Consider the following 25,540-nt stretch of genomic DNA (forward strand, 5'->3'; position numbering starts at 1 on the left):
TTAGTTCACCTTCTGAATTTTACCTTGTTCAATGTACACAAGTAAAATTGAAATATCTGCAGGGTTTACACCTGAAATACGAGAAGCTTGTGCAATATCAAGTGGTTTAACTTCTTTAAGTTTTTGACGTGCTTCAGTCGCTAAACTATTGATTGCATCATAATCGATATTTTCAGGAATTTTTTTATCTTCCATACGTTTCATTTTTTCAACTTGTGCTAATGATTTTTGGATATAACCTTCGTATTTCGTTTGAATTTCTACTTGTTCTTGCACGTCTTCATCTACTGGTGAAGTTTCTTGTAAGATTTCCATAATAGCTGCGTAATCCATTTCTGGTCTACGTAATAAATCTAAAGCTAATATACCATCTTTAAGCGCTGTTCCACCGCGACTTTCGATAACACTTTGTGTATGTGCATTCGGTTTAATACGAATACCTCTTAATCTTTCTTGTTCAGCTGAAATTGCTTCACGTTTTTGATTAAATTTAGCGTAACGTTCTTCAGAAATCATACCAATTTCATAACCGATATCTGTCAGTCTTAAGTCTGCATTATCATGTCTTAATAATAGACGATGTTCTGCTCTTGAAGTTAACAAACGGTATGGTTCGTTCGTACCTTTTGTAACTAAATCATCAATTAATACACCGATATAAGCATCTGAACGACGTAATATAACGTCTTCTTTACCTAATACTTTACCAGCAGCGTTGATACCTGCCATTAAACCTTGTCCTGCCGCTTCTTCATATCCTGAAGTACCGTTGATTTGACCCGCAGTAAATAAGTTTGTAACGACTTTCGTTTCAAGTGTTGGCCATAATTGTGTTGGCACAATTGCATCATATTCAATTGCGTAACCTGCACGCATCATATCTGCTTTTTCAAGTCCTGGAATTGTTTCTAACATTTTACGTTGAACATGTTCAGGTAAACTTGTTGATAGACCTTGTACGTATACTTCTTGTGTCTTACGTCCTTCTGGCTCTAAGAACAATTGGTGTCTTGGTTTATCATTGAATCTTACAAATTTGTCTTCAATTGAAGGACAATATCTTGGACCTGTACCTTTAATCATACCTGAGTACATAGCAGATAAATGTAAATTGTCGTCGATAACTTTATGCGTTTGTTCATTTGTATATGTTAACCAACAAGGTAATTGATCTAAAATGTATTCTGTCGTTTCATAACTGAACGCACGTCCTACTTCGTCACCTGGTTGAATTTCAGTTTTGCTGTAATCAATTGTATTACCATTAACACGTGGAGGTGTACCAGTCTTGAATCTCACGATATCAAAACCTAATTCTTTCAAGTGTTCAGCTAATTTAATAGATGGCATTTGGTGGTTTGGTCCACTTGAATATTTCAAGTTACCTAAAATAATTTCACCACGTAAAAATGTACCTGTTGTTAATACAACAGCATCCGCTTCATAAGTTGAGCCGATAACCATTTCTACACCTTTAACTTTATTATCTTCTATAATTAAACGTTCAACCATACCTTGCATAATATCAAGATTTGGTTCATCTTCAATCACACGTTTCATTTCTTCTTGATACAATACTTTATCCGCTTGTGCACGTAATGCTCTTACAGCTGGACCTTTACCAGTGTTTAACATACGCATTTGAATGTGTGTCTTATCGATTGTCTTAGCCATTTGACCACCAAGTGCATCGATTTCTCTTACAACAATTCCTTTAGCTGGACCACCAACTGATGGATTACATGGCATAAATGCTACACTATCAAGGTTAATTGTAAGCATTAAAGTTTTTGCACCACGTCTCGCAGAAGCTAAACCAGCTTCTACACCTGCATGTCCAGCGCCGACAACAATAACGTCATATTTTTGTGTCAAAATTTTTCCTCCTTTTTATTTTCCGAGACAGAATTGACTAAACAGTTGGTCAATTAGTGAATCACTTGCTTCTTCACCAATTACTTCACCGAGCAATTCCCAAGTTTTGATTAAATCTATTTGTACGATATCTATAGGCACACCGTCTTCAGCAGATTGTATTGCATCATTTATAGATGTCTTAGCGTCTTTTAATAATGCAATATGTCTTGAATTTGAGACATATGTCATATCTTGTGCTTGTACTTGTCCACCAAAGAATAACTCTGAAATCTTCTGTTCAAGTTCTTCGATACCTTGTTGTTCAACCATTGATGTTTGAACTAAAGGATGGTCACCTATCATTGCTTTTAATTCATCAATATCTAACTTTTGTTCTAAGTCCATTTTGTTAATAATCACAATCACATCTTCATCTTTAATGACATCAAATAGCTGATAGTCATTTTCCGTTAATGCTTCATTATAATTAAGAACAAATAAAATTAAATCTGCTTCTGATAAAGCTTTTCTTGATCTTTCTACACCTATTTTTTCTACGATGTCTTCTGTTTCACGAATACCTGCAGTATCTACTAACCTTAATGGTACGCCACGAACATTGACGTATTCTTCTAATACATCTCTTGTTGTACCGGCTACTTCAGTAACAATCGCTTTATTATCTTGAATCAAGTTGTTAAGCATAGAACTTTTACCTACGTTCGGTTTCCCAACAATGACTGTTGATAGACCTTCACGCATAATTTTACCTTGCTGGCCTGTTTTTAATAATTGATCGATTTCATTTTCAATATGCCTTGATTCTTTTAATAAGAATTTAGTCGTAGCTTCTTCTACGTCATCATATTCAGGATAATCAATATTCACTTCTACTTGAGCAAGTATTTCTAATATGGACTGTCTTAAGCCTTTAATAAGACTACTTAGACGTCCTTCCATCTGACCTAAGGCTACCTTCGATGCGCGTTCCGTCTTAGAACGTATGAAATCCATAACCGCTTCTGCTTGAGACAAGTCAATACGTCCGTGTAAGAATGCTCGTTTCGTAAACTCACCTGGTTCTGCCATTCTAGCACCATTAGATAACGTTAACTCAAGTACGCGATTAACCGTTACTAAACCACCATGACAATTTATTTCAACAATGTCTTCTCTCGTAAAAGTCTTTGGTGCTTTCATAACAGCAACCATGACTTCTTCTACGACTTCATCAGTCTCAGGATCAATAATATGACCATAATTAATTGTATGTGATGCCACTTCAGAAATTTGTTTCTTACCTTTATATATACGATTAGCAATATTTAAGGCATCCGGACCACTTAATCGTACGATTGCTATTGCACCTTCACCCATAGGCGTTGAGATACTTGTAATTGTATCTAAATCCATGATATTCTCCTCCACCATTAATAACTATTCTATTGATTGTAAATGGTTTAGTAATATTTTTCGAATATATTGTTCGAAAAAATGCGGAGCGAGATGACTCACTCCGACTATTTTTATTTATTCTTAATGACTAAATATCGATGAGGTTCTCTTCCTTCAGAGTATGTTTCGATATTTTCAATTTTACTGACTGCTTGATGCATAATTTTACGTTCAAAGTTTGGCATAGGTTCTAATTTAACCGGTCTCTTTGTCTGAGTTGCTTTCTTAGCCATATTAACTGCCAACTTCTCTAACGTTTCTTTACGCTTTTCTCGATATGATTCGATATCTAATATAAGCGTATAATAACCTTTAACAAATTGATGCATATAATTTTGACCTACTATTTGTAATGCGTTCAAAATTTGACCACGCTTACCTATTATATAAGCAGCATTGTTGGAAGTCATATTAATATAAATTGTATTAGACTTAATCTCATATGAACCATCTACATCAATATCCATTTCTCTTATGATATTAAGTACATAATCTAAAGTGTTTTGTGCCACTTCATTTAATGAATCTTTTTTCTGATTGCGATCTTCACGTATACCTGTTTCTGACTGAATATCTTTTTCTTCTATTATTGTGTCTTCTTGATGTGTCACTTCATCTGTTAATGGGCTATCGTCCTCTTCGACCGACTCGTGACGATTTTTTATTGCTTCAATTGATTCAAACTGTTTAAGTTCTGGATCGATTACAGTTAGTTCAATTTGTGCATCTTGTTTCATAAATCCAAAAATACCTTTTTTACCTTCATTAATAACATCAATTCTTACTTGTTGTTCTTGAACATTCAAATCTTCTAAACCTTGTTGTAGTGCTTGTTCTACTGATTGTCCTTCATAGCGCGATTTAAGCATGCTGCAACCTCCTAGTAATATATCAATACTTAGGGAATACGTTTATTAAAAACTTTAGCAATCTTCAATACATGCTCTAGACTCTTCTGTGTTTCGATGACTTTTAAATCAACAGCTTGGTTTCGAGCGATAACAATGATGTCTTTAGGAATAATATTTTCTTTATGATTCTTAAAACATTCTCTAATTGACCTTTTAATTCTATTTCTTGTAACAGCATTACCCATTTTCTTTGAAACACTTATACCTAATCTAAAGTGATCAAGATCATTTTCAGCTGTGTAAATAACAAATTGTCTATTAGCGACTGACTTACCTTTTTTATAAATTCTTTGAAAATCATTATTTTTCTTAATTCGATAAGCCTTTTCCACAAACATCCACTCCACAATACATCACTTAATTATTGTTTATTATACAAAACAATTCCTTCAATTAAAACAAAAAAAAGACCACTGCTCTTCAGTGATCTTAAGCTGATAATACTTTTCTACCTTTACGACGACGGCGAGCTAATACTTTACGGCCGTTTTTAGAACTCATGCGTGCACGGAAACCGTGTACTTTACTATGTTTACGTTTGTTTGGTTGATACGTACGTTTTACCATTTAAGAACACCTCCATTAATTATTCTTAACATCTAATTCTACATTAGATTATCATTTGTATGATATTCATTTATATATATCAGAAGATTAGTTTCAAAATTATTTATACCATACGTGTGATTTGTCACAATTTCAATAACTACTAAACTATAACAAATCAGATTTTAAAAATCAAGAAGAAATTTACAACTTCCATTTATTAAGTTATCCACTTATTCACAATGCATAACCAACTTTTTGTGGATAAATTGATTAAGATTTATTCTTATTCACAAAATAATCTCACCAAACTACACATATTCACAGGTATTTGACAACTCGATTTGTTTAAAAGTATAATTGTGTGGATAAGTTATACAAAGCATTGATATTACTGTGATTATTTCATAAATATTTACGTGTAAAGATTGTGGACAAGAGAATTATAAAGTGTAGTTATCCACCGTTTGTGTGTAAGTTGTGGATAATAATTCACAGCCTGTGATTTTCTTTATCAACAATCTTATTTTATGTGTATAACTCAATAAATTTAAATGAGAAAGAGGACTTTTATGAATTCAAAAGAAGAAATTTGGGAGCAAGTGTTATCTATTGCTGAAGATCAAATCGCTTCTGCTGGTTATAATACATGGTTCAAAGGGACTTACTTACATCAAATTGATAGTAAGCGCGCAATAGTTGTTGCACAAAGTCCTTTTGTCGCTGAGTGGTTAACCAATAAATATCATGAGCACGTCACAAACTTTATATATGAAGTGATTGGAGACAAAGTTCAAGTTAAATTTATATCAGAAGAAGATTTACAAAGTGAAGATTTCACTGAACAGCCAGAAAAACCTAAAGAAACTTCTTCATATGCATATGAAGAAGTTACAAATAGTCAGCTGAACAGTAATAACACTTTTGATACATTCGTTATTGGACCTGGTAACCAGTTCCCGCACGCTGCTTCACTAGCAGTAGCCGAAGAACCAGCCAATGCTTATAATCCGCTTTTCATATATGGAGGCGTCGGTTTAGGAAAGACACATTTAATGCATGCAATTGGTCATTATGTGCTTGAACAAAATCCAAATGCTAACGTTCTATATACATCTAGCGAAAAATTCACAAATGAATTTATTAAGTCTATACGTATGAACGATACGGAAAGCTTTAGAGACAAGTATCGAAACATCGATGTGCTCTTAATAGATGACATTCAATTCATTCAAAAGAAAGAACAAACGCAAGAAGAATTCTTCCATACTTTTAATGATTTACATCAAAATAAAAAGCAAATCGTCATCTCAAGTGACCGTCCGCCTAAAGAAATTCCAACTTTAGAAGATCGTTTAAGAACACGTTTCGAATGGGGATTAATAGTAGATATTACGCCTCCTGACTTTGAGACGAGAATGGCTATTTTACAAAAGAAAATCGAAGAAGAAAACTTAGATATACCTGTTGAAGCTTTAACTTATATCGCTAATTCAATTCAATCCAATATACGTGAATTAGAAGGTGCTTTAACGAGAGTATTAGCATACTCCAAACTTAGAAATAAACCGATTAATACAGATTTAGTAGCAGAAGCACTTAAAGATATTATTTCATCACCAAGATCTACTAAAATCACGATTCAAGACATTCAACAAGCTGTTGGTAAAATGTATAACGTTAGAATTGAAGACTTTGCTGCTAAGAAACGTACAAAATCAATAGCATATCCGAGACAAATCGCTATGTATCTATCAAGAGAACTTACTGATTTTTCATTACCTAAAATTGGTGAAGAATTTGGTGGACGAGATCATACAACTGTCATCCATGCACATGATAAAATTAAAAAAGATTTAGAAAATAATCCAGAACTCAAAAATGATTTAGAACAACTGGAAAAACAAATTCGTGGATAATGTTGATAAGTTGTGCACATTCATACACAGTTTATCAACATGTGAATAACTTTTATATCACCATTTAAGGCGGGTTATCCACCAATCCACAGCCCCTATGACTATTACTATGATTTTAAAAGATATATAATTAAATATATAACGACTGGAAGGAGTTTTATAAGTTATGAAATTTACAATTCAACGAGATTACTTTCTTAATCAATTGAATGATACATTAAAAGCAATTTCACCAAGAACAACATTACCGATACTTACAGGAATCAAAATAGATGCGACAGATAAAGGCATCATCTTAACAGGATCAGACTCTGAAATATCAATAGAAATAACAATAAATCAAAATATTGATGGTGAAAAAATTGTAGATATTGAAGAAAAAGGTTCTGTAGTACTTCCAGGACGTTTCTTTGTAGATATCGTTAAAAAATTACCAGGTAAAACCGTTAATTTATCAACGAATGATCAATTTAAAACACTGATCACATCAGGACATTCTGAATTTAACGTAAGTGGCTTAGATCCAGATCAATATCCATTATTACCGCAAGTATCTGAAGACGATGCAATTAAATTACCAATTAAAGTATTAAAGAACATTATCGCACAAACGAACTTTGCAGTGTCCACGTCAGAAACACGTCCTGTATTAACAGGTGTTAACTGGCTTATTCAAAACAATGAACTAATCTGTACTGCAACAGATTCACACAGACTTGCATTAAGAAAATTAAAATTAGAAGACGAAGAAATCGATGATAAAAATGTTATTATCCCAGGTAAAGCTTTATCTGAATTAAACAAAATCGTTTCTGATTCTGAAGAAGACATCAATATCTTCTTTGCAAGTAATCAAGTATTATTTAAAGTTGGTCACATTAACTTTATTTCAAGATTACTTGAAGGGAACTATCCAGATACAACAAGACTATTCCCAGAGAACTATGAAACTAAAATCATCTTAGATAATAGTGAGTTCTATCATGCAATAGATCGTGCATCACTATTAGCACGTGAGGGTGGTAACAACGTCATTAAATTATCTACGGATGTTGATAAAGTTGAATTATCATCTACTTCACCAGAAATCGGTACAGTTAAAGAAGATGTATCTACAGACAATGTTGAAGGTGAATCATTAAAAATCTCATTTAACTCTAAATACATGATGGATGCATTAAAAGCTATCGACAACGATGAAGTACAAGTAGAATTCTTTGGTACAATGAGACCGTTTATTCTTAAACCTAAAGACGACGAAACTGTCGTACAACTTATCTTACCAATCAGAACATATTAATAAACATGTAATGGCTGGGACCTAATTTGGGTCTCAGCTATTTTTTTGTGTCAAGTTTACTTGACACGGTGTAAAAATTCATATATTGTAAAGTTAACTTGACAGGAAGTGATGAATTGAAAAACAAAGTTTATGAATATCGCACACAGAAAAACATGACACAAAGTGAACTCTCTCGATTGGTTAAAGTGTCTAGACAAACAATCAATTCTATTGAGCGTTACAAATTCAATCCCACGTTAGTACTAGCACATAAGCTTTCTCAAGTGTTCGAAGTATCTATAGATGAATTATTTATTTTCGAAGAAGATGAGAATATAGATATTTCAGAAATAGAATCTAAAGAAAAGGAGTAAACATTATGACATTACTAATTAAAGATATTTCCAAAAAATTCAATGACTTTACGGCTGTACATGATGTTAATTTGGAAGTTCCTAAAGGTACAATGTATGGATTTTTAGGCGGAAATGGTGCAGGTAAAACGACAACATTTCGTATGATTTTAGGTTTATTACCAAAGACAACTGGAGTTGTGACATTTAACGACAAGCCAATTGACTATAATATGACCAATACGATTGGTTATTTACCTGAAGAAAGAGGATTGCATCCAAAATTAAAAGTTTGGGAGCAAGTGCAATATTTAGCTGAACTAAAAGGCATGAAAAGAAAAGATATTTCAGAAGCATTAGATTATTGGTTGAAACGATTTGATTCATTTGAAAATAAAGAAAAAAAGATCGAAGCATTATCGAAAGGTAATCAACAAAAAGTACAACTGATTGCTGCAATCATTCATAAACCTGAATTATTAATTCTTGATGAACCATTCAGTGGACTTGATCCAGTCAATGTTGAATTGCTTAAAGCTGCTGTTAAAGATTTAAAAGAACAAGGCACAACGATTATATTTAGCTCGCATAGAATGGAACACGTAGAAGAACTTTGTGACTATATTTGCATTATGAATAAAGGTAAAGCAGTCGTTGCTGGTTCTCTTGATCAAGTTAAAGACGACTTTGGTAAGAAAGATGTATTTATCGAAGGCGACTATGATTTAGGATTCTTAAAAGACTTTGAAGGTGTAGAAGCATTTAAAACGATTAAAAAAGGCGTTAAAATCACAATTTCTGATGAAAAATATGCAGAAAATATTTATCAAAATGTGACGAAGTTAGGTTACCTTAAACGATTCCAAGTTGCTGAACCATCTCTAAACGATATCTTTATAGCTAAGGTAGGTGACAAGCATGAATAAATTCTGGCCGACATTTAATTTAACGTATATGCAAAAAGTGAAAAGTAAATCATTTATCATCATGACTGCAATTTTTATGATTTTAATCTTTGCATTAAGTAATATCGACAAAATTATTGATTTCTTTGATAACGATAGTAAAGTTGTCGCGATACAAACAGATAACGACATGATCTATAAAGTATTAGAAAAGCAATATAAACAAAACGACGATATTGAAAAAGTAGAAAAAGTTTCACTCGAAAAAGGTAAAAAAGGTGTTAAAGACGAAAAGTATAAACGTTTAATTCAAGTAAACGTGAACGGTGGAAAAGTAGATGGCACAATTTATGAAAAAGGCAATGTAAGTGAAAGTGAGAAAATGACCTTACAATCAACGCTTAGCCAAATGCAATCATCATTAACAGCTCAAAAATTAAATCTATCAGAAAAAGATTTAAAAACGTTAAATACACCGAGTGATGTGAAGACAGAAGAAATTAAAACGAATGATGAAAAACAATCTAGTGATATTGATCCGAAAGTTCAAGCATTAAACTCAGCAGTTGTTTACATCATCATTTTCTTATCATTCTTTATCACAATCAATTACGCTAACCAGATCGGTTCAGAAATTGCGACTGAAAAAACAACACGTGTGATTGAAATGATTGTTACAAGTGTGAAACCGTCGATTCATGTGTCAGCGAAAATTCTCGCAATCATCGCAGTTGCATTTACACAAATATTCTTTATCATACTTGCAATTGTAATTAGTATATTCGCATTTGATTTGAAAGGATTATTTGAGTCAGCTGGCGTTGAATATGGCCCTGAGACGACGAGAATCATTATTTATGGCGCAGTTTACTTAATTTTGGGTGTTGTATCCTATATTTCATTAGCGGCTATTCTAGGGGCATTAACGAGCCGTATAGAAGATCTTGCTCAATCTATGATGCCAGTTACATTTATTTCATTAGCGGCATTCTATATTGCGATATTTAGTATTTCAAACCCAGATACGATGCTTGTAAAAGTGACAAGCTTCATTCCGATGTTATCGCCAATGGTCATGTTATTAAGAACTACATCAGAATCAACACCTGAATGGCATTTACTTTTAGGAATTGTCATTTCAATTGTTACATGTATCATTCTACTGGTGTTTGCAGCGAAAACGTATCGTGGTAGCGTGCTCACTTATGAAAAAGGCGTTATCAAAAATTTAAAAAATGCATTAAATATTACTAAATAAGTTTTACGAAAATATTAATCACCATTTTGTCACAAAACTTTAATGAATTTTTGGTGAATGATATAGAATTTCTTTAAGTGATAGTATAAAATTTATATTATCAACAAAAGAGATTGAGGGATTAATATGGCGAATAAAAATAGTAACAGTAATATTATGTTTTTAATGATAGCAATACTTGTTGTTGTCGTAGGTATCGTATTGCTTGTTGTGTTTGGTGGAAGCGGAAGTGACAACAAAGAAAATAGTCTATTTGATAGAACTGTTAAAGCCACAGACTTATCAAAAGATACAAAAGATAATCCAACACATAAAAAAGACAAAGCTAAAGTTCAAATAGTTGAATTTGGAGATTTTAAATGTCCAGCATGTAAAGCATTTGAAACGAATTACATGGATCAAATAGAAAAAGATTATATCGATAAAGACAAAGTGGAATATAGATTTGTGAACGCACCATTCCACGGTGAAGGATCTGAAATTGGTGGTGCATCAGCACATGCTGTTTATAAAATCGCACCTGATGCATATTGGGATTTCCACAGAGCATTATTTGAAGCACAACCAGATGACCATAATGCAGAAACAGACGACGAATGGTTAGATCTTAAAGTAGTCCAAAAAGCAGTAGACGGATTAGATATTGATAAATCTAAAAAAGATCAAATCATGAAATTAGTGAAAGATAGAAATTCAGAGTCTTATAAACAAATGAAAAATGATTCAGATTTAACAAATAAATACGATGTAGACGTTACACCTACAATTGTGGTAGATGGTAAAGTATTATCAGATCCAATGGATTACGACAAAGTTTCTAAAGCAATCGATCAAGCGATAGAAAAGAAAAATAAATAAAAATAGGTGATATATTTGAAGCAACAATATGCACTATTTATTTCCTGGGTAATAGCTTTAGTAGCTATGTTAGGTAGTTTATACTTTAGTGAGATACGACAATTTGTCCCATGTACAATGTGCTGGTATCAAAGAATCTGTATGTATCCACTCGTGTTAATACTCGGAATAGGCTCATTCCAAAATGATTTTAATGTTAAAAAAATAGCCCTACCGTTATCAATCATTGGACTATTGATATCCACATGGCATTACTTAGAGCAAAAAGTACCAGGATTTGCAGAAATCAAACCATGTACACAAGGTGTTCCATGTTCATCAGAGTATATTAATGTATTTGGCTTCATCACAATTCCTTTTTTAGCAGGAACAGCATTCCTGTTAATCAGTTTGATTTTAATTTTTACAAAGAAAGATAAAGCAATATAAATATTTAGAAAGCTGAGACAAAGATCATTGTCTCAGCTTTTTCGTGTGAAAGTTTAAGGATAGGGTGTCTATAGTAACAAAAGTCGTGGGAAGTGTAACTAAGGGGCGGCATAGTAACAAAAGTCGTGGGAAGTGTAACTAACGGGAGCCATAGTAACAAAAGTCGGGTGAAGTGTAATTAAGGGCATCCATAGTAACAAGTGAGCACAATAGTATCTCACTATGCTCGTTAGCTATATTTTTTTGATTTTATTATGAAAATAATGTTTAAGTTCCGGACTTAATTTTTCAATTAGAATATAAATATTTTGAAGATTAATTTATCTTAAAATGAATTGTGCGTAAAAGCATGATTTTTTGGTGAAAAAAAGGTATAATATAGAGATGACTAATTAAGATTGGAGTGAAGATAGTGGTACAAGATATCTCAGTAAAAGACGATATTACTTTAGGTCAATTCCTAAAAAATGAAGGCGTCATTGGAACGGGTGGTCAGGCTAAATGGTTCCTCCAAGATGAAGAAGTATTAATAAATGGTGAACGTGAAACTCGTCGTGGCAAAAAATTACATGATGGTGATTTAGTCGAAATTCCTTCTGAAGGTCAATTTCGTATTAACCATCTCAGTGAATAGATTATGATATTACAGAAACTTACTTTAACTCATTATAGAAATTATGATAAATGTACACTTGAATTTAATTCCAATGTTAATATATTAATTGGTGAGAATGCGCAAGGTAAGACGAATTTATTAGAATCTATCTATACTTTAGCATTGGCTAAAAGTCATAGGACTTCGAATGATAAAGAACTCATACAGTTTGGTGAAGAGTATGGTAAAATAGAAGGTGAACTAAGTTATCGCCATGGCTCAATGCCTATTTCTTTAATCATTACGAAAAAAGGCAAAAAGGCGAGAGTTAATCATCTAGAACAGAGCCGATTAACGCAGTATATTGGTCACTTAAATGTGGTGTTGTTTGCACCAGAAGATTTAAATATTGTAAAAGGTAGCCCGCAAATCAGACGACGTTTTATTGATATGGAACTCGGTCAGATGTCTGCGGTCTATTTAAATCATTTATCTAATTATCAAAGATTACTTAAACAAAAAAATCATTACCTCAAACAATTACAAATTGGGAAAATGAAAGATCGAACGATGTTAGAAGTATTCAATGAACAATTTTCAGAAGCGGCAGCCAATGTGACTTTGAAACGTGCGCACTTTATTCATGAATTAGAAAAGATTGCCGAAGTGATTCATCAAGGCATTACGAGCGAAAAAGAAAGTTTAAAGGTTCAATACGAGCCAAATATTAAACTGTCAGAAACATATCAAGATGTAACTGAACTTAAAGAGGCTTTTTGTTCGTTGCTTAATGATTCAATGGATAAAGAGATTGAACGTGGAAGTGCACGCTTTGGACCGCATAGAGACGACATTAGTTTTCATGTTAATGATATGAATGTACAAACTTATGGTTCTCAAGGACAACAACGTACGACAGCATTATCTATAAAGCTTGCTGAGATTGAGTTGATTAATCAAGTTGTTGGTGAATATCCAATTCTACTGTTAGACGATGTACTAAGTGAACTTGATGATAATCGACAAACCCATTTATTAAGTACAATTCAAGAGAAGGTACAAACGTTTGTAACAACAACATCTGTTGATGGAATAGAGCATGAGATTATGAAAGATGCCAAGGTATTTAATGTATCTAAAGGCAATATTATTGAGTAGATGAAAGTGAAGGTGGAAATACGTGTCAGAACAAAATAACGCTTCAAGTTATGGTGCAGATCAGATACAAGTATTAGAAGGTTTAGAGGCAGTCCGTAAACGCCCTGGTATGTATATAGGTTCTACATCTGCAAGAGGATTACATCATCTCGTTTGGGAAATTGTAGATAACAGTATCGATGAAGCATTAGCTGGATATGCAGATCATGTTGAACTTGTAATAGAAAAGGACAATTGGATTAAAGTAACAGATAACGGTAGAGGTATACCTGTTGATATTCAAGAGAAAATGGGACGTCCTGCTGTAGAAGTTATCTTAACAGTACTTCATGCCGGTGGTAAATTTGGCGGTGGCGGATACAAAGTATCTGGTGGTTTACACGGTGTAGGTTCATCTGTCGTAAATGCGTTATCTTCTAATTTAGAAGTTTACGTTCACCTTAACAATAAAATTTATCATCAAGCGTATGAAAGAGGTGTACCAGCATTTGATTTGAAAGTCATTGGTGACACAGATCATACAGGTACAACAATACGCTTTAAAGCTGACGGTGAAATCTTTACTGAAACAACTGAATATGACTATGAAACATTACAAAAACGTATTCGTGAATTAGCATTCTTAAATAAAGGTATCCAAATTTCATTGAGAGATGAAAGAGATGACGAAAACATTCAAGAAGATTCATACCACTATGAAGGCGGTATTAAATCTTATGTTGAAATGTTAAATAAATCTAAAGAAGTACTATATGATGAGCCAATTTATATTCACGATACTAAAGATGACGTAGAAGTTGAGATTGCCATTCAATATAACAATGGTTTTGCGACGAATTTATTAACTTATGCGAACAACATTCATACTTATGAAGGTGGTACGCATGAGGATGGATTTAAACGTGCATTAACGCGTGTTATCAACAGCTATGGTATTAAGAATAAGCTTCTTAAAGAAGGCGAAGAAAAGCTATCTGGTGAAGACGTACGTGAAGGTATGACAGCTGTTGTATCTGTTAAACACGGTGATCCTCAATTCGAAGGTCAAACAAAGACTAAATTAGGTAACTCAGAAGTACGCCAAATCGTTGATAAATTATTCTCTGAACTCTTTGAACGTTTCTTATTAGAGAATCCAAACGTGGCAAGAATTATTGTTGATAAAGGTGTCATGGCTTCTAGAGCACGTCTTGCCGCTAAAAAAGCGAGAGAAGTTACAAGACGTAAATCTGCATTAGAAGTTTCAAGCTTACCTGGTAAACTTGCAGACTGTTCAAGTAAGAAACCTGAAGAATGTGAATTATATATCGTTGAGGGTGACTCTGCCGGGGGCTCTGCTAAATTAGGTCGTGACTCTAAGACACAAGCGATTCTACCGTTACGTGGTAAGATTTTAAACGTTGAAAAAGCACGTTTAGATAGAATTTTAGGTAATAACGAAATTCGTGCCATGATTACAGGACTAGGAACAGGTATTGGTGGAGAGTTTGATATTAGTAAAGCGAGATATCATAAATTAGTTATCATGACAGATGCCGATGTCGATGGTGCCCATATTAGAACGTTATTATTAACATTCTTCTATAGATTTATGAGACCACTTATTGAAGCGGGTTATGTATACATTGCACAACCACCTTTATACAAAGTTGAACAAGGTAAGAAAAAATATTATGTATTTAACGATAGAGAATTAGATAAATTAAAAGAAGAACTTAGCTCAACACCGAAATTGTCTATAGCACGTTATAAAGGTCTTGGAGAGATGAATGCTGATCAATTGTGGGAAACAACAATGAATCCTGAACATCGTTCAATGCTTCAAGTAACACTAACAGATGCGATAGAAGCTGACGAAACTTTTGAAATGCTTATGGGAGATGTTGTTGAGTTTCGTCGTCAATTTATTGAAGAAAATGCCGAATACGCAACGTTAGATATATAAAGCATCATTTACGATTTAAGGAGGATATGATTAATGGCTGAAATACCACAATCAAGAGTTAGTGAACGTAACATCAGTAAAGAAATGAAAGAATCATTCTTAGACTATGCAATGAGTGTAATTGTATCTCGTGCATTACCCGATGTTAGAGACGGTTTAAAACCAGTTCATAGACGTATTTTATATGGTATGAATGATCAAGGTATGACTTCAGACAAACCTTACAAGAAGTCTGCACGTATTGTTGGTGACGTAATGGGTAAATATCACCCACACGGTGACTCATCTATTTATGAAGCAATGGTACGTATGGCACAAGACTTTAGTTATAGATATCCATTAGTAGATGGCCAAGGGAACTTTGGTTCTATGGATGGTGATGGTGCTGCTGCAATGCGTTATACAGAAGCACGTATGGCTAAAATCACAAGTGAATTATTAAGAGATATCAATAAAGATACGATTGATTTCCAAGACAACTACGATGGAAATGAAAGAGAGCCGGTAGTCTTACCTGCAAGATTCCCTAATTTATTGGTGAATGGTACATCAGGTATCGCAGTTGGTATGGCAACAAATATTCCACCTCATAACTTAAATGAAGTTATAGACGGCGTATTAGCGCTTAGTCATAACCCAGAAATTACAACAAATGAGTTAATGGATATCGTTCAAGGTCCTGACTTCCCAACAGCTGGTTTAATTATGGGTAGAAGCGGCATTAGACGTGCATACGAAACTGGTCGTGGATCAATCTTAATGAGAGCTCGTTCTGAAATTGAAGTTATGAAAAATGGTAAGGAACGTATCGTCGTATCTGAAATACCTTACCAAGTTAATAAAGCAAGATTAATTGAGAAAATTGCTGAATTAGCGCGTGATAAGAAAATTGAAGGTATTACAGACTTAAGAGATGAAACAAGCTTAAAAGTCGGTGTACGTATTGTTATAGAAGTTAGAAAAGATGCAAATGCTAATGTTATTCTGAACAATCTATATAAACAAACACCATTACAAACATCATTTGGTGTGAATATGATTGCACTAGTTGATGGTAAACCTAAATTATTAGGCTTACGTGCCGTTCTATATCATTATTTAGAACACCAAAAAGATGTCGTAACAAGACGTACGAAATATAACTTGAAAAAAGCTCAAGATAGAGCGCATATTCTAGAAGGATTAAGAATTGCGTTAGATCATATCGATGAAATCATTACATTAATTCGTGAATCACAAAGTGACTCAGAAGCGATGGAAGGTTTACAAAATCGTTTCAACCTATCTGAAAGACAAGCGCAAGCGATTTTAGATATGCGTTTACGTCGTTTAACTGGTTTAGAACGCGACAAAATCGAAAAAGAATATCAAGATTTACTTAAACTTATTGAAGAATTAAAAGAGATTTTAAGTGATGAAGAAAAATTACTAGAAATCATCCGAGAAGAAATTACTGAAATAAGAGATAAATATGGTGATGAGCGTCGTACAGAAATTACGGCAGCGGGTCTTGATCAAATTGAAGATGAAGACTTAATCCCAGAAGAACAAATCGTTATTTCATTAAGTCATAACAACTATATTAAACGATTACCGGTATCTACATATCGTTCACAAAATAGAGGTGGACGTGGTGTACAAGGTATGAATACGATAGAAGATGACTTTGTTAGCCAACTCGTAACATTAAGTACACATGATAATGTCTTATTCTTTACGAATAAAGGTCGTGTATACAAACTTAAAGGTTATGAAATTCCTGAAATGTCTAGACAATCTAAAGGCTTACCAATCGTTAATGCTTTAGAAATTGATAAAGATGAAATGATTAGTACAATGATAGCTGTTAAAGACTTATCAAGTGAAGAAGATTACTTAGTCTTTGCTACTAAACATGGTACAGTTAAACGTTCTAAATTATCTAATTTCTCACGAATTAACAAAAATGGTAAAATTGCAATCAACTTTAAAGAAGGCGACGAGCTTATTGCGGTTAGACTGACTGATGGTACGAAAGAAATCATTATTGGTACGAAACATGCATCATTGATACGCTTTGATGAATCTAAATTACGCCCATTAGGAAGAACAGCAGCGGGTGTGAAGGGTATTACATTAAGAGAAGATGATGAAGTTATTGGATTAGATGTAACAGATGAAGATCAACAAGATGAAATACTCATCGTAACTGAAAAAGGTTATGGTAAACGTACTTCAGCTGATCAATATCGTATTTCTAATAGAGGTGGTAAAGGTATTAAGACTGCCACGCTAACTGAGAAGAATGGTAACCTAGTTTGTATCACAACTGTCAACGGTGACGAAGACTTGATGATTGTTACAAATTCAGGTGTTATTATTAGACTACACGTAGCGGATATCTCTCAAAATGGTAGAAGTGCTCAAGGTGTAAGATTAATTCGTTTAGGTGATAATCAACATGTGGCAACAGTAGCTAAAGTTGAACCAGACGAAAATGAAATTGCAGAATCACCAGTTGAAGGTGTGTTAGAAGAAACAACAGAGACTGAAGTTGTTGAAACTGAAACACAAGATGGTAAAGAAGATTTAAGAGAAGACTTCATGGAACGTGTGAATGAAGACATCGAAGAACAAGATAACGACGAAGAATAATATATAAAAAGAAGCATATCACAAGCTTACTGACGAGCATCAGTAGCGTGATATGCTTTTTTATTTTGAATATTTATGCTTCGAATGATTTCATAGCATAGGGAATTTCATCTATAAGTTTGGATGGCGGTACGATATACATATCTTTAGAAAGCTTTTCACCAATATAACTGTGAATATATGTTGCGTTAATAACCGCTTCTTCTAAATCAAATTGTCCAACGAAACTTGTGATCATACCTGCTAACGTATCTCCCATTCCACCTGTTGCCATAGCAGGTGTACCAATAGATAATTTATATTCATGATCTTTAAAGAATAATTCAGTACCATGTTTTTTCAATACGACTGTTGCATTTAAAGCATCAACCGCTTCTTTATTGTTTTCATATGTTTGTTCTTCAATCGGGATATTACTCAGTCTTTCCCATTCTTTTTGATGTGGTGTAAAGATAATTTCACATTCAGGTAAAGTATGCTTTAACTTACTTAAAATTGTAATAGCATCTCCATCAATAATTAATGTTTGGTGTGGCTGAATATTCTGAAATAGAAATGTTAATGTGTTATTCCCTTTAAAATCTAAACCGAGACCTGGACCAATTAATATACAATCCGATTGCTCAATTAATTTGGAAAGCTTTTTTAAATCAGTGATATCTGAAACCATTGCTTCAGGACATCTTGAATGTAATGCAGCAAAATTTGATGAATGTGTAGAAACGGTTATAAGCCCACTACCACTAAAAACACATGCCCTAGCTGCTAAAATAATAGCCCCACCTAAATTAGCATTACCTCCGATTAATAATATCCTACCATAATCCCCTTTGTGAGATTCTTGTTCTCTTTTTGGAATTGTGACAGATGAAATAGTCTTCATATTAACCCACCTTCAAATAATTGTACGATTTATTATGCCACTTAAAGTTGAAATTGAACAGTGTATTTTCTAAAAGATCACAAAGAAATTACTTTAACAGACTAATATATTAATCAATCACTGAGTTATGGATGTTCTAAAAAGTATTGTCAGAAAATTTTTGAAAGCGTATACTTAATATGAATATAGACATTAGTTATTAGATGAGATAGGAGCTTTCACATGGCTGAACAAATATCAATTGGAAAGTACGCTACGTTATTAACGATCACAGATGAGCAAACGGCAAAGCAATTAATGCCTCAATGTCATGATATGCAATTTATTGTAGGCAAAATTGGCACAATGTCATTAAATAAAATCATTGCATCTGTTGAAACAGCGGCTAGAAGACAAGGGATTATTTCGGAAAGTCAGTATAGAGAAACACACGCGTTATACCATGCGATTTTAGAGGCGGTGAATGGTATTACAAGAGGTGAATTATCTATTGGTGAAATTATGCGAACGGTTGGCTTAAAGTTTTCAATAGTTAGAGGTTATCCTTACCAAGATAAAGCAGAAGGTGAATGGATAGCTGTGAGTTTGTACGGTACAATCGGAGCGCCTATAAAAGGTAAAGAACATGAAACAATTGGGTTAGGTATCAATCATATATAAGACATAGAAACACCTACTAGATATTAGATATAAGAAAGGTGCAACAAATTTTGATTTGTTGTATTTTTTTGTGTCCTAAAAAGGAGTGTTTTCAGTGAACTTAGTATTGAATGGTAAAGATTTAACAATTCAAGACATTAAACAATTCTTGGAAGAAGATGGTCAAATATCCATTTCGGAAGAAGCGTTAGTTAATGTCAGAAAAAGTCGTGAAACAGTAGAGAAAATCATTAAAAATAAAGAAACGATTTATGGTATTACGACAGGTTTTGGATTATTTAGTGATGTATTAATAGAAAAAGAAAAATACAACGATTTACAAGTCAATTTAATCCGTTCTCATTCATGTGGTACGGGTAAACCTTTTCCAGATAATGTGTCATTAATCATGATGGTCTTAAGGTTAAATACGATGTTAAAAGGCCATTCAGGTGTAACAGAAAAACTTGTTTCGTTACTAGTAGAATTTATCAATCGAAGAATTATTCCTGTCATACCTGAGCAAGGATCATTAGGTGCTTCAGGAGATTTAGCACCATTATCTCACTTAGCTTTAGCGTTAATTGGTGAAGGAGATGTCCGTTATAAAGGTGAAACTAGAAATGCGAAAGAAGTCTTACACGAAGTAGGATTGGAACCACATTCGTTACAAGCGAAAGAAGGATTAGCCCTTATAAACGGTACACAAGCGATGACATCTCAAGGTGTAATTGCATATATTGAAGCTGAAAATATTGCATATCATGCAGAATGGATTGCTGCATTAACACATCAAGCATTAAACGGTATCGTAGACGCATATGATGAACATGTGCATATCGTCAGAAACTTTAATGAACAAGTTGAAGTAGCAGAGCGTATGAGAAATTGGTTAGAAGGTTCTAAATTAACAACTAGACAAGGTGAAGTGCGCGTACAAGATGCATATACATTGAGATGTATACCGCAAATACACGGCGCAAGCTTCCAAGTATTAAATTATGTAAAAGAAAAATTAGAATTAGAAATGAACGCAGCAAATGATAATCCATTAATATTTGATAAAGATGATGAAACACTCGTAATCTCAGGCGGTAACTTCCACGGGCAACCCATTGCATTTGCCGTTGATTTCTTAAAAATAGGTGTCGCTGAGTTAGCGAATGTATCAGAAAGAAGACTTGAAAGATTAGTTAATCCACAACTCAATGGAGGCTTACCAGCATTCTTAAGTCCAGAGCCAGGATTACAAAGTGGTGCTATGATTATGCAATATGCAGCAGCATCACTCGTTTCAGAGAATAAGACATTAGCACATCCAGCAAGCGTTGATTCAATACCATCATCTGCAAACCAAGAAGACCATGTATCAATGGGAACGATTGGTGCTAGACATGCTTATCAGATAATCCAAAATGTAAGAAGAGTCATTTCAATAGAGTGTATCATCGCTTTACAAGCTGTAGAAATTAAAGGGGTAGAGAAACTGTCGCCTAAGACAAAAGAGAAATACGATGAATTAAGAGCGATTGTTCCTTCAATAACACAAGATAGAGTATTCCATCATGATATAGAGAAAGTTTGTGAATATTTAAGATAATCATTTAACAAACAAAGGGGTGTTGTGATGAATAATAAACAACTAAACAACAAAGGTAAGGATATGTGGAGGTTTTATGTATTTAGTTTATTAGGAATTATATTATTTTTTGTTCCTATAACGATTGGTAAGAATAATACGATACTAGTAGACCATATACATTTATCATTGCGTTCATTATTAGGAGGATATACTGCTTATTATGCTTTAATCATTATATTAATTGGCGCAATATTACCTATCATAAGAATGGATTTTAAAAAGTCAGTGACAGATTTTATTTTAGTTGTCGTGAAAATCATCGGTGCAATAATAGGGTATATGTACGTCTTTAATATAGGACCGAAACTATTATTTCAGCCTAACTATGGGCCATTCTTATTTGAAAAGTTAATGTTACCACTAAGTATATTGATTCCTGTAGGTGCCATTGCATTATCATTTTTAGTAGGTTATGGACTCTTAGAATTTATTGGGGTCTTTATGCAACCTATTATGAGACCAATATTTAAGACACCTGGAAAGTCTGCTGTTGATGCAGTAGCTTCATTCGTTGGAAGTTACTCATTAGGCTTATTGATTACAAATAGAGTGTATAAAGATGGCATGTATAACAAGAAAGAAGCAGTTATCATTGCGACTGGATTTTCTACAGTGTCAGCAACATTTATGGTAATTGTCGCAAGGACACTAAATATAATGGATATGTGGAATTTATTCTTTTGGTCGACATTAGTTATTACATTTGCTGTGACTGCAATTTCTGCACATCTACCACCGATTTCAAGAGAATCGGAAGCATATTACAATAACCAAGAAGGTCAAAAAGAAGTAAAAGTCCAAGGTAGTTATATTAAAACAGCTTATGCAGAAGCAAAAAGACAATCACACCAATCATTAACATTATTTAAAAATATCATGACCAATTTAAAAGATGGTATAGAGATGACAATGGCTATACTACCCTCTATCCTATCAATCGGATTTCTAGGTTTAGTATTAGCTAATTTCACACCTATTATTGATTGGCTAAGTTATATATTTTATCCATTTATTTATATTTTTCCAATAGATGATAAACCGTTATTAGCAAAAGCTTCAACGATTTCAATTATAGAAATGTTTTTACCTTCTCTTCTAGTTGTTAAAGCATCAATTGAAGTGAAGTTTGTTACAGCAATTACAAGTATCTCAGCAATTATATTCTTCTCTGCTTTGGTACCTTGTATTTTAGCAACAGATATCAAAATTCCAATATGGAAGTTAGTAGTGATTTGGTTTATCCGTGTTGCACTTACTTTATTAATTGCAATACCATTTAGTTTATTAATATTTTAGAAAAGGGGAAATGAGATATGTCTAGAGCAATTAAAGCGAAAAAAGGTTTAGAAATTGAGTGTAAAGGTTGGGAACAAGAAGCGGTTCTAAGAATGTTATACAACAACCTTGATCCTGAGGTTGCGGAACATCCTGAGAAGTTAGTTGTATATGGTGGTATTGGTAAAGCTGCGCGTAACTGGGAAAGTTTCGACGCGATTGTTGATACGTTAAGAAGATTAGAGAATGATGAAACGATGCTTGTTCAATCTGGTAAGCCAGTTGCTGTTTTCAAAACGCATGAAGAAGCACCTCGTGTATTATTATCAAACTCTGTATTAGTACCTAAATGGGCTAACTGGGAACATTTCCATGAATTAGATAAAAAAGGGCTTATGATGTACGGTCAAATGACTGCTGGTAGCTGGATTTATATCGGTTCTCAAGGTATTGTTCAAGGTACTTACGAGACGTTTGCTGAATGTGCGAACCAGCATTTTGGAGGATCATTAAAAGGTACGATTACGTTAACAGCTGGATTAGGCGGTATGGGTGGTGCGCAACCATTAGCTGTAACGATGAATGGTGGGGTCGCTATCTGTGTAGACGTCGATCCGTCTAGAATTGAAAAACGTATCGAAACAAGATATTGCGATGTTATGACAGATTCATTAGATGAAGCTTTAGAAAAAGCAGAAGAAGCTAAAAAAGCCGGTAAACCTTTATCAATTGGTTTAGTCGGTAATGCTGCTGAAGTTCATCATGAAATTTTAAATAGAGGATTTAAAATTGATATTGTAACTGACCAAACTTCTGCACATGATCCATTAAATGGTTATGTTCCTGAAGGATATTCACTTGAAGAAGCGGACAAACTACGTGAAAGTGACCCTAAAAAATATGTTGAATTATCTTCAGCATCTATGAAAAAACATGTAGAAGCAATGTTATTATTCCAAAAAAATGGTGCTGTAGCATTTGACTATGGTAATAATATTAGACAAGTAGCTTTTGATGAAGGTTTAGAAAACGCATTTGATTTCCCAGGATTTGTACCTGCATATATCCGTCCATTATTCTGTGAAGGTAAAGGACCGTTTAGATTTGCTGCTTTAAGTGGTGACCCTAAAGATATTGAAAGAGCAGACGAATTAATGCGCGAACTTTTCCCTGAAGATGAAAAATTAATGCGTTGGTTAGATATGGCAAGTGAAAAAATTGCTTTCCAAGGCTTACCTTCAAGAATTGCATGGCTTGGTTATGGCGAACGTGCAAAAATGGGATTAGCATTAAATGAACTTGTTAGAAAAGGTGAAATATCAGCACCAATCGTTATTGGACGTGACCACTTAGATTCAGGTTCAGTAGCATCACCAAATAGAGAAACAGAATCAATGAAAGACGGATCAGATGCTGTAGGTGACTGGGCAATCTTAAATGCACTTGTAAACACAGCTGCTGGTGGTTCTTGGATTTCAGTTCACCATGGTGGCGGTGTAGGTATGGGATACTCATTACACGCTGGTATGGTCGTTGTAGCAGACGGTAGTGAACGTGCTGATAGAAGACTAGGCAGAGTATTAACAACTGACCCAGGTATGGGAGTAGCAAGACATGCTGATGCAGGGTATGACATTGCAATTGATACTGCAAAAGAAAGAAACGTAGATATTCCAATGTTAAAGGAGAAAGATAACCATGAATGATATCATAATCCAAAATATAGGCGAATTAATTTTACCGAAGAAGACTGACGGACCTCTTAAAGGGAAAGCTTTAAATGAATTAAATATTATCAAGAATGGCACAGTTGTTATAAATGAAGGTAAAGTCGTTTATGCAGGTGATCATACTGAAGAATTTGAAGCTAAAGAAGTCATTGATGCCACTCATAAAGTCGTATCACCAGGCTTAGTAGACGCACATACACACTTAGTGTTTGGTGGATCTAGAGAACATGAAATGGCACTTAAACAACAAGGGGTAAGTTATCTTGATATCTTGAAACAAGGTGGCGGTATTTTAAGTACGGTTGAAGCGACTCGTGAATCAAGTGAAGAAACACTATACGAAAAATCTAAAAAAGAAATTATTAGAATGATTCAATTCGGTACGACAACTGTAGAAGCTAAAAGTGGTTACGGTTTAGATAAAGCAACTGAATTAAAACAATTAAATGTGGCACATCAATTAGCGCAAGACTTACCGATTCGAATGAAACATACATTTTTAGGACCACACGCAGTGCCTAAAGATGCGAAAGACAATGCAACATTCTTACAAGAAATGATTGATTTATTAGATGATGTGAAAGATAAAGCTGACTTCGCGGATATCTTCTGTGAAACAGGTGTGTTCACAATTGATGAATCAAGACGTTATATGCAAGCAGCAAAAGATAAAGGTTTAAAAGTTAAAATTCATGCTGATGAAATCGATCCACTTGGTGGACTAGGGTTAGCGATAGATGAAGGTGCAATATCTGCAGACCATCTCGTAGCTTCTAGTGAAGAAGATAAGGCAGCGTTAAAAGACAGTGACACTGTAGCTGTATTATTGCCAGGCACAACGTTCTATTTAGGTAAAGATCAATATGCAGATGCAAGAGGTATGATTAATCATAATGGTGCTGTTGCAATTGCGACAGACTTCAATCCAGGTAGCTGTGTTACGGACAATCTTCAACTTGTAATGAGCATTGCGGCATTAAAGCTTAAGCTTACGCCTAATGAAATTTGGAATGCTGTTACAGTTAATGCAGCTAAAGCAATTGATGCAGAAGCAGGTACTCTTGAAGTTGGTGATCAAGCTGATGTAGTTGTATGGGATATTCCAAACCATGAATATTTACCATATCATTACGGTGTAAATCATGCCGAAACAGTCATCATTAACGGCAAAAAAGTCTATGAAAACACAGGTCTCTTGACTGAATCATAAGTATAGCTTGAAAATATGATATCAATTTGATATATTTATGTTAATTTAATAACTAT

Annotated in this window: 22 protein-coding genes and 1 other annotated feature (1 of these 23 running past the window's edge); of the genes, 16 read left to right on the plus strand and 6 right to left on the minus strand. The window is 33.9% G+C overall.

Annotated features, from left to right (window positions below; all coding sequences use genetic code 11):
• The 5 genes from mnmG to rpmH form a co-directional block, all read right to left on the minus strand.
• The gene (gene mnmG / locus LQ694_RS02865; protein ID WP_048542892.1) at window positions 1–1,875 is read right to left on the minus strand and encodes a tRNA uridine-5-carboxymethylaminomethyl(34) synthesis enzyme MnmG; all 1,875 of its coding nucleotides are present in this window, start codon (window positions 1,873–1,875) and stop codon (window positions 1–3) included.
• Window positions 1,876–1,890: 15 nt separating this feature from the next.
• Window positions 1,891–3,270, minus strand: a complete 1,380-nt coding sequence (gene mnmE / locus LQ694_RS02870) for a tRNA uridine-5-carboxymethylaminomethyl(34) synthesis GTPase MnmE (RefSeq protein WP_049320711.1) — start codon at window positions 3,268–3,270, stop codon at window positions 1,891–1,893.
• Between the two features lie 113 nt (window positions 3,271–3,383).
• Complete coding sequence (jag, locus tag LQ694_RS02875) at window positions 3,384–4,181, minus strand: RNA-binding cell elongation regulator Jag/EloR (protein WP_218696992.1); 798 nt, start codon at window positions 4,179–4,181, stop codon at window positions 3,384–3,386.
• Window positions 4,182–4,210: 29 nt separating this feature from the next.
• Window positions 4,211–4,555 (minus strand): ribonuclease P protein component, encoded by a 345-nt coding sequence (rnpA, locus tag LQ694_RS02880; RefSeq protein WP_025906220.1) that lies wholly within the window; start codon window positions 4,553–4,555, stop codon window positions 4,211–4,213.
• A 97-nt stretch (window positions 4,556–4,652) separates the two neighbouring features.
• Entirely contained in the window at window positions 4,653–4,790 is a 138-nt protein-coding gene (gene rpmH / locus LQ694_RS02885) for a 50S ribosomal protein L34 (RefSeq protein ID WP_016999186.1), read from the minus strand.
• Window positions 4,791–5,341: 551 nt separating this feature from the next.
• On the opposite strand from rpmH, the gene dnaA reads away from it, so the two are divergent.
• The 11 genes from dnaA to gyrA all read left to right on the plus strand — a co-directional run bounded on the left by dnaA (window position 5,342) and on the right by gyrA (window position 18,105).
• The gene (gene dnaA / locus LQ694_RS02890; protein WP_218696993.1) at window positions 5,342–6,688 is read left to right on the plus strand and encodes a chromosomal replication initiator protein DnaA; all 1,347 of its coding nucleotides are present in this window, start codon (window positions 5,342–5,344) and stop codon (window positions 6,686–6,688) included.
• A gap of 166 nt (window positions 6,689–6,854) precedes the next feature.
• Window positions 6,855–7,988, plus strand: a complete 1,134-nt coding sequence (gene dnaN, locus LQ694_RS02895; RefSeq protein ID WP_037589476.1) for a DNA polymerase III subunit beta — start codon at window positions 6,855–6,857, stop codon at window positions 7,986–7,988.
• Window positions 7,989–8,104: 116 nt separating this feature from the next.
• The gene (locus tag LQ694_RS02900; protein WP_048542884.1) at window positions 8,105–8,344 is read left to right on the plus strand and encodes a helix-turn-helix transcriptional regulator; all 240 of its coding nucleotides are present in this window, start codon (window positions 8,105–8,107) and stop codon (window positions 8,342–8,344) included.
• A gap of 5 nt (window positions 8,345–8,349) precedes the next feature.
• A complete protein-coding gene (locus tag LQ694_RS02905; RefSeq protein WP_218696994.1) occupies window positions 8,350–9,249 on the plus strand; it encodes an ABC transporter ATP-binding protein in 900 nt (299 codons plus the stop codon).
• Window positions 9,242–10,486 (plus strand): ABC transporter permease, encoded by a 1,245-nt coding sequence (locus LQ694_RS02910; RefSeq protein ID WP_058611036.1) that lies wholly within the window; start codon window positions 9,242–9,244, stop codon window positions 10,484–10,486. Before LQ694_RS02905 ends, LQ694_RS02910 begins: the two co-directional genes overlap by 8 nt.
• Window positions 10,487–10,612: 126 nt before the next feature.
• Window positions 10,613–11,344, plus strand: a complete 732-nt coding sequence (locus tag LQ694_RS02915) for a DsbA family protein (RefSeq protein ID WP_218696995.1) — start codon at window positions 10,613–10,615, stop codon at window positions 11,342–11,344.
• Between the two features lie 15 nt (window positions 11,345–11,359).
• Window positions 11,360–11,773 carry a disulfide oxidoreductase gene (locus tag LQ694_RS02920; RefSeq protein WP_025906234.1) on the plus strand — a complete coding sequence of 138 codons (414 nt, stop codon included), beginning with the start codon at window positions 11,360–11,362 and terminating at the stop codon, window positions 11,771–11,773.
• Window positions 11,774–12,176: 403 nt separating this feature from the next.
• Window positions 12,177–12,407 carry a S4 domain-containing protein YaaA gene (yaaA, locus tag LQ694_RS02925; protein ID WP_269750679.1) on the plus strand — a complete coding sequence of 77 codons (231 nt, stop codon included), beginning with the start codon at window positions 12,177–12,179 and terminating at the stop codon, window positions 12,405–12,407.
• Window positions 12,408–12,410: 3 nt separating this feature from the next.
• Window positions 12,411–13,526, plus strand: a complete 1,116-nt coding sequence (gene recF, locus LQ694_RS02930) for a DNA replication/repair protein RecF (RefSeq protein ID WP_058611038.1) — start codon at window positions 12,411–12,413, stop codon at window positions 13,524–13,526.
• A 22-nt stretch (window positions 13,527–13,548) separates the two neighbouring features.
• On the plus strand, window positions 13,549–15,471 hold the full coding sequence (gene gyrB / locus LQ694_RS02935; RefSeq protein WP_025906237.1) for a DNA topoisomerase (ATP-hydrolyzing) subunit B: 1,923 nt from the start codon (window positions 13,549–13,551) through the stop codon (window positions 15,469–15,471).
• Window positions 15,472–15,504: 33 nt separating this feature from the next.
• Window positions 15,505–18,105 carry a DNA gyrase subunit A gene (gyrA, locus tag LQ694_RS02940; RefSeq protein WP_065381404.1) on the plus strand — a complete coding sequence of 867 codons (2,601 nt, stop codon included), beginning with the start codon at window positions 15,505–15,507 and terminating at the stop codon, window positions 18,103–18,105.
• A gap of 73 nt (window positions 18,106–18,178) precedes the next feature.
• Here gyrA and LQ694_RS02945 read toward each other — a convergent pair whose 3' ends face one another.
• Window positions 18,179–18,988 carry an NAD(P)H-hydrate dehydratase gene (locus LQ694_RS02945; RefSeq protein ID WP_025906240.1) on the minus strand — a complete coding sequence of 270 codons (810 nt, stop codon included), beginning with the start codon at window positions 18,986–18,988 and terminating at the stop codon, window positions 18,179–18,181.
• Between the two features lie 222 nt (window positions 18,989–19,210).
• Here LQ694_RS02945 and hutP point away from each other — a divergent pair, with 222 nt between their 5' ends.
• The 5 genes from hutP to hutI all read left to right on the plus strand — a co-directional run bounded on the left by hutP (window position 19,211) and on the right by hutI (window position 25,484).
• The gene (hutP, locus tag LQ694_RS02950; RefSeq protein ID WP_049320723.1) at window positions 19,211–19,648 is read left to right on the plus strand and encodes a hut operon transcriptional regulator HutP; all 438 of its coding nucleotides are present in this window, start codon (window positions 19,211–19,213) and stop codon (window positions 19,646–19,648) included.
• 94 nt (window positions 19,649–19,742) lie between these two features.
• Complete coding sequence (hutH, locus tag LQ694_RS02955; protein ID WP_196968586.1) at window positions 19,743–21,227, plus strand: histidine ammonia-lyase; 1,485 nt, start codon at window positions 19,743–19,745, stop codon at window positions 21,225–21,227.
• Between the two features lie 27 nt (window positions 21,228–21,254).
• Window positions 21,255–22,565: a YjiH family protein gene (locus LQ694_RS02960; protein WP_196968587.1), complete on the plus strand. Its 1,311-nt coding sequence runs from the start codon at window positions 21,255–21,257 to the stop codon at window positions 22,563–22,565.
• A 17-nt stretch (window positions 22,566–22,582) separates the two neighbouring features.
• Window positions 22,583–24,250, plus strand: coding sequence for a urocanate hydratase (hutU, locus tag LQ694_RS02965; protein WP_196968588.1), 1,668 nt, complete (start codon window positions 22,583–22,585; stop codon window positions 24,248–24,250).
• Window positions 24,243–25,484 (plus strand): imidazolonepropionase, encoded by a 1,242-nt coding sequence (gene hutI / locus LQ694_RS02970; RefSeq protein ID WP_196968589.1) that lies wholly within the window; start codon window positions 24,243–24,245, stop codon window positions 25,482–25,484. Before hutU ends, hutI begins: the two co-directional genes overlap by 8 nt.
• 48 nt (window positions 25,485–25,532) lie before the next feature.
• Window positions 25,533–25,540 (plus strand) — a binding site (T-box leader); it runs 188 nt beyond the window's last position.

Origin of the sequence: Mammaliicoccus sp. P-M58 (assembly GCF_022386165.1) — a bacterium.
Taxonomy (GTDB): Bacteria; Bacillota; Bacilli; order Staphylococcales; family Staphylococcaceae; genus Mammaliicoccus; species Mammaliicoccus sciuri.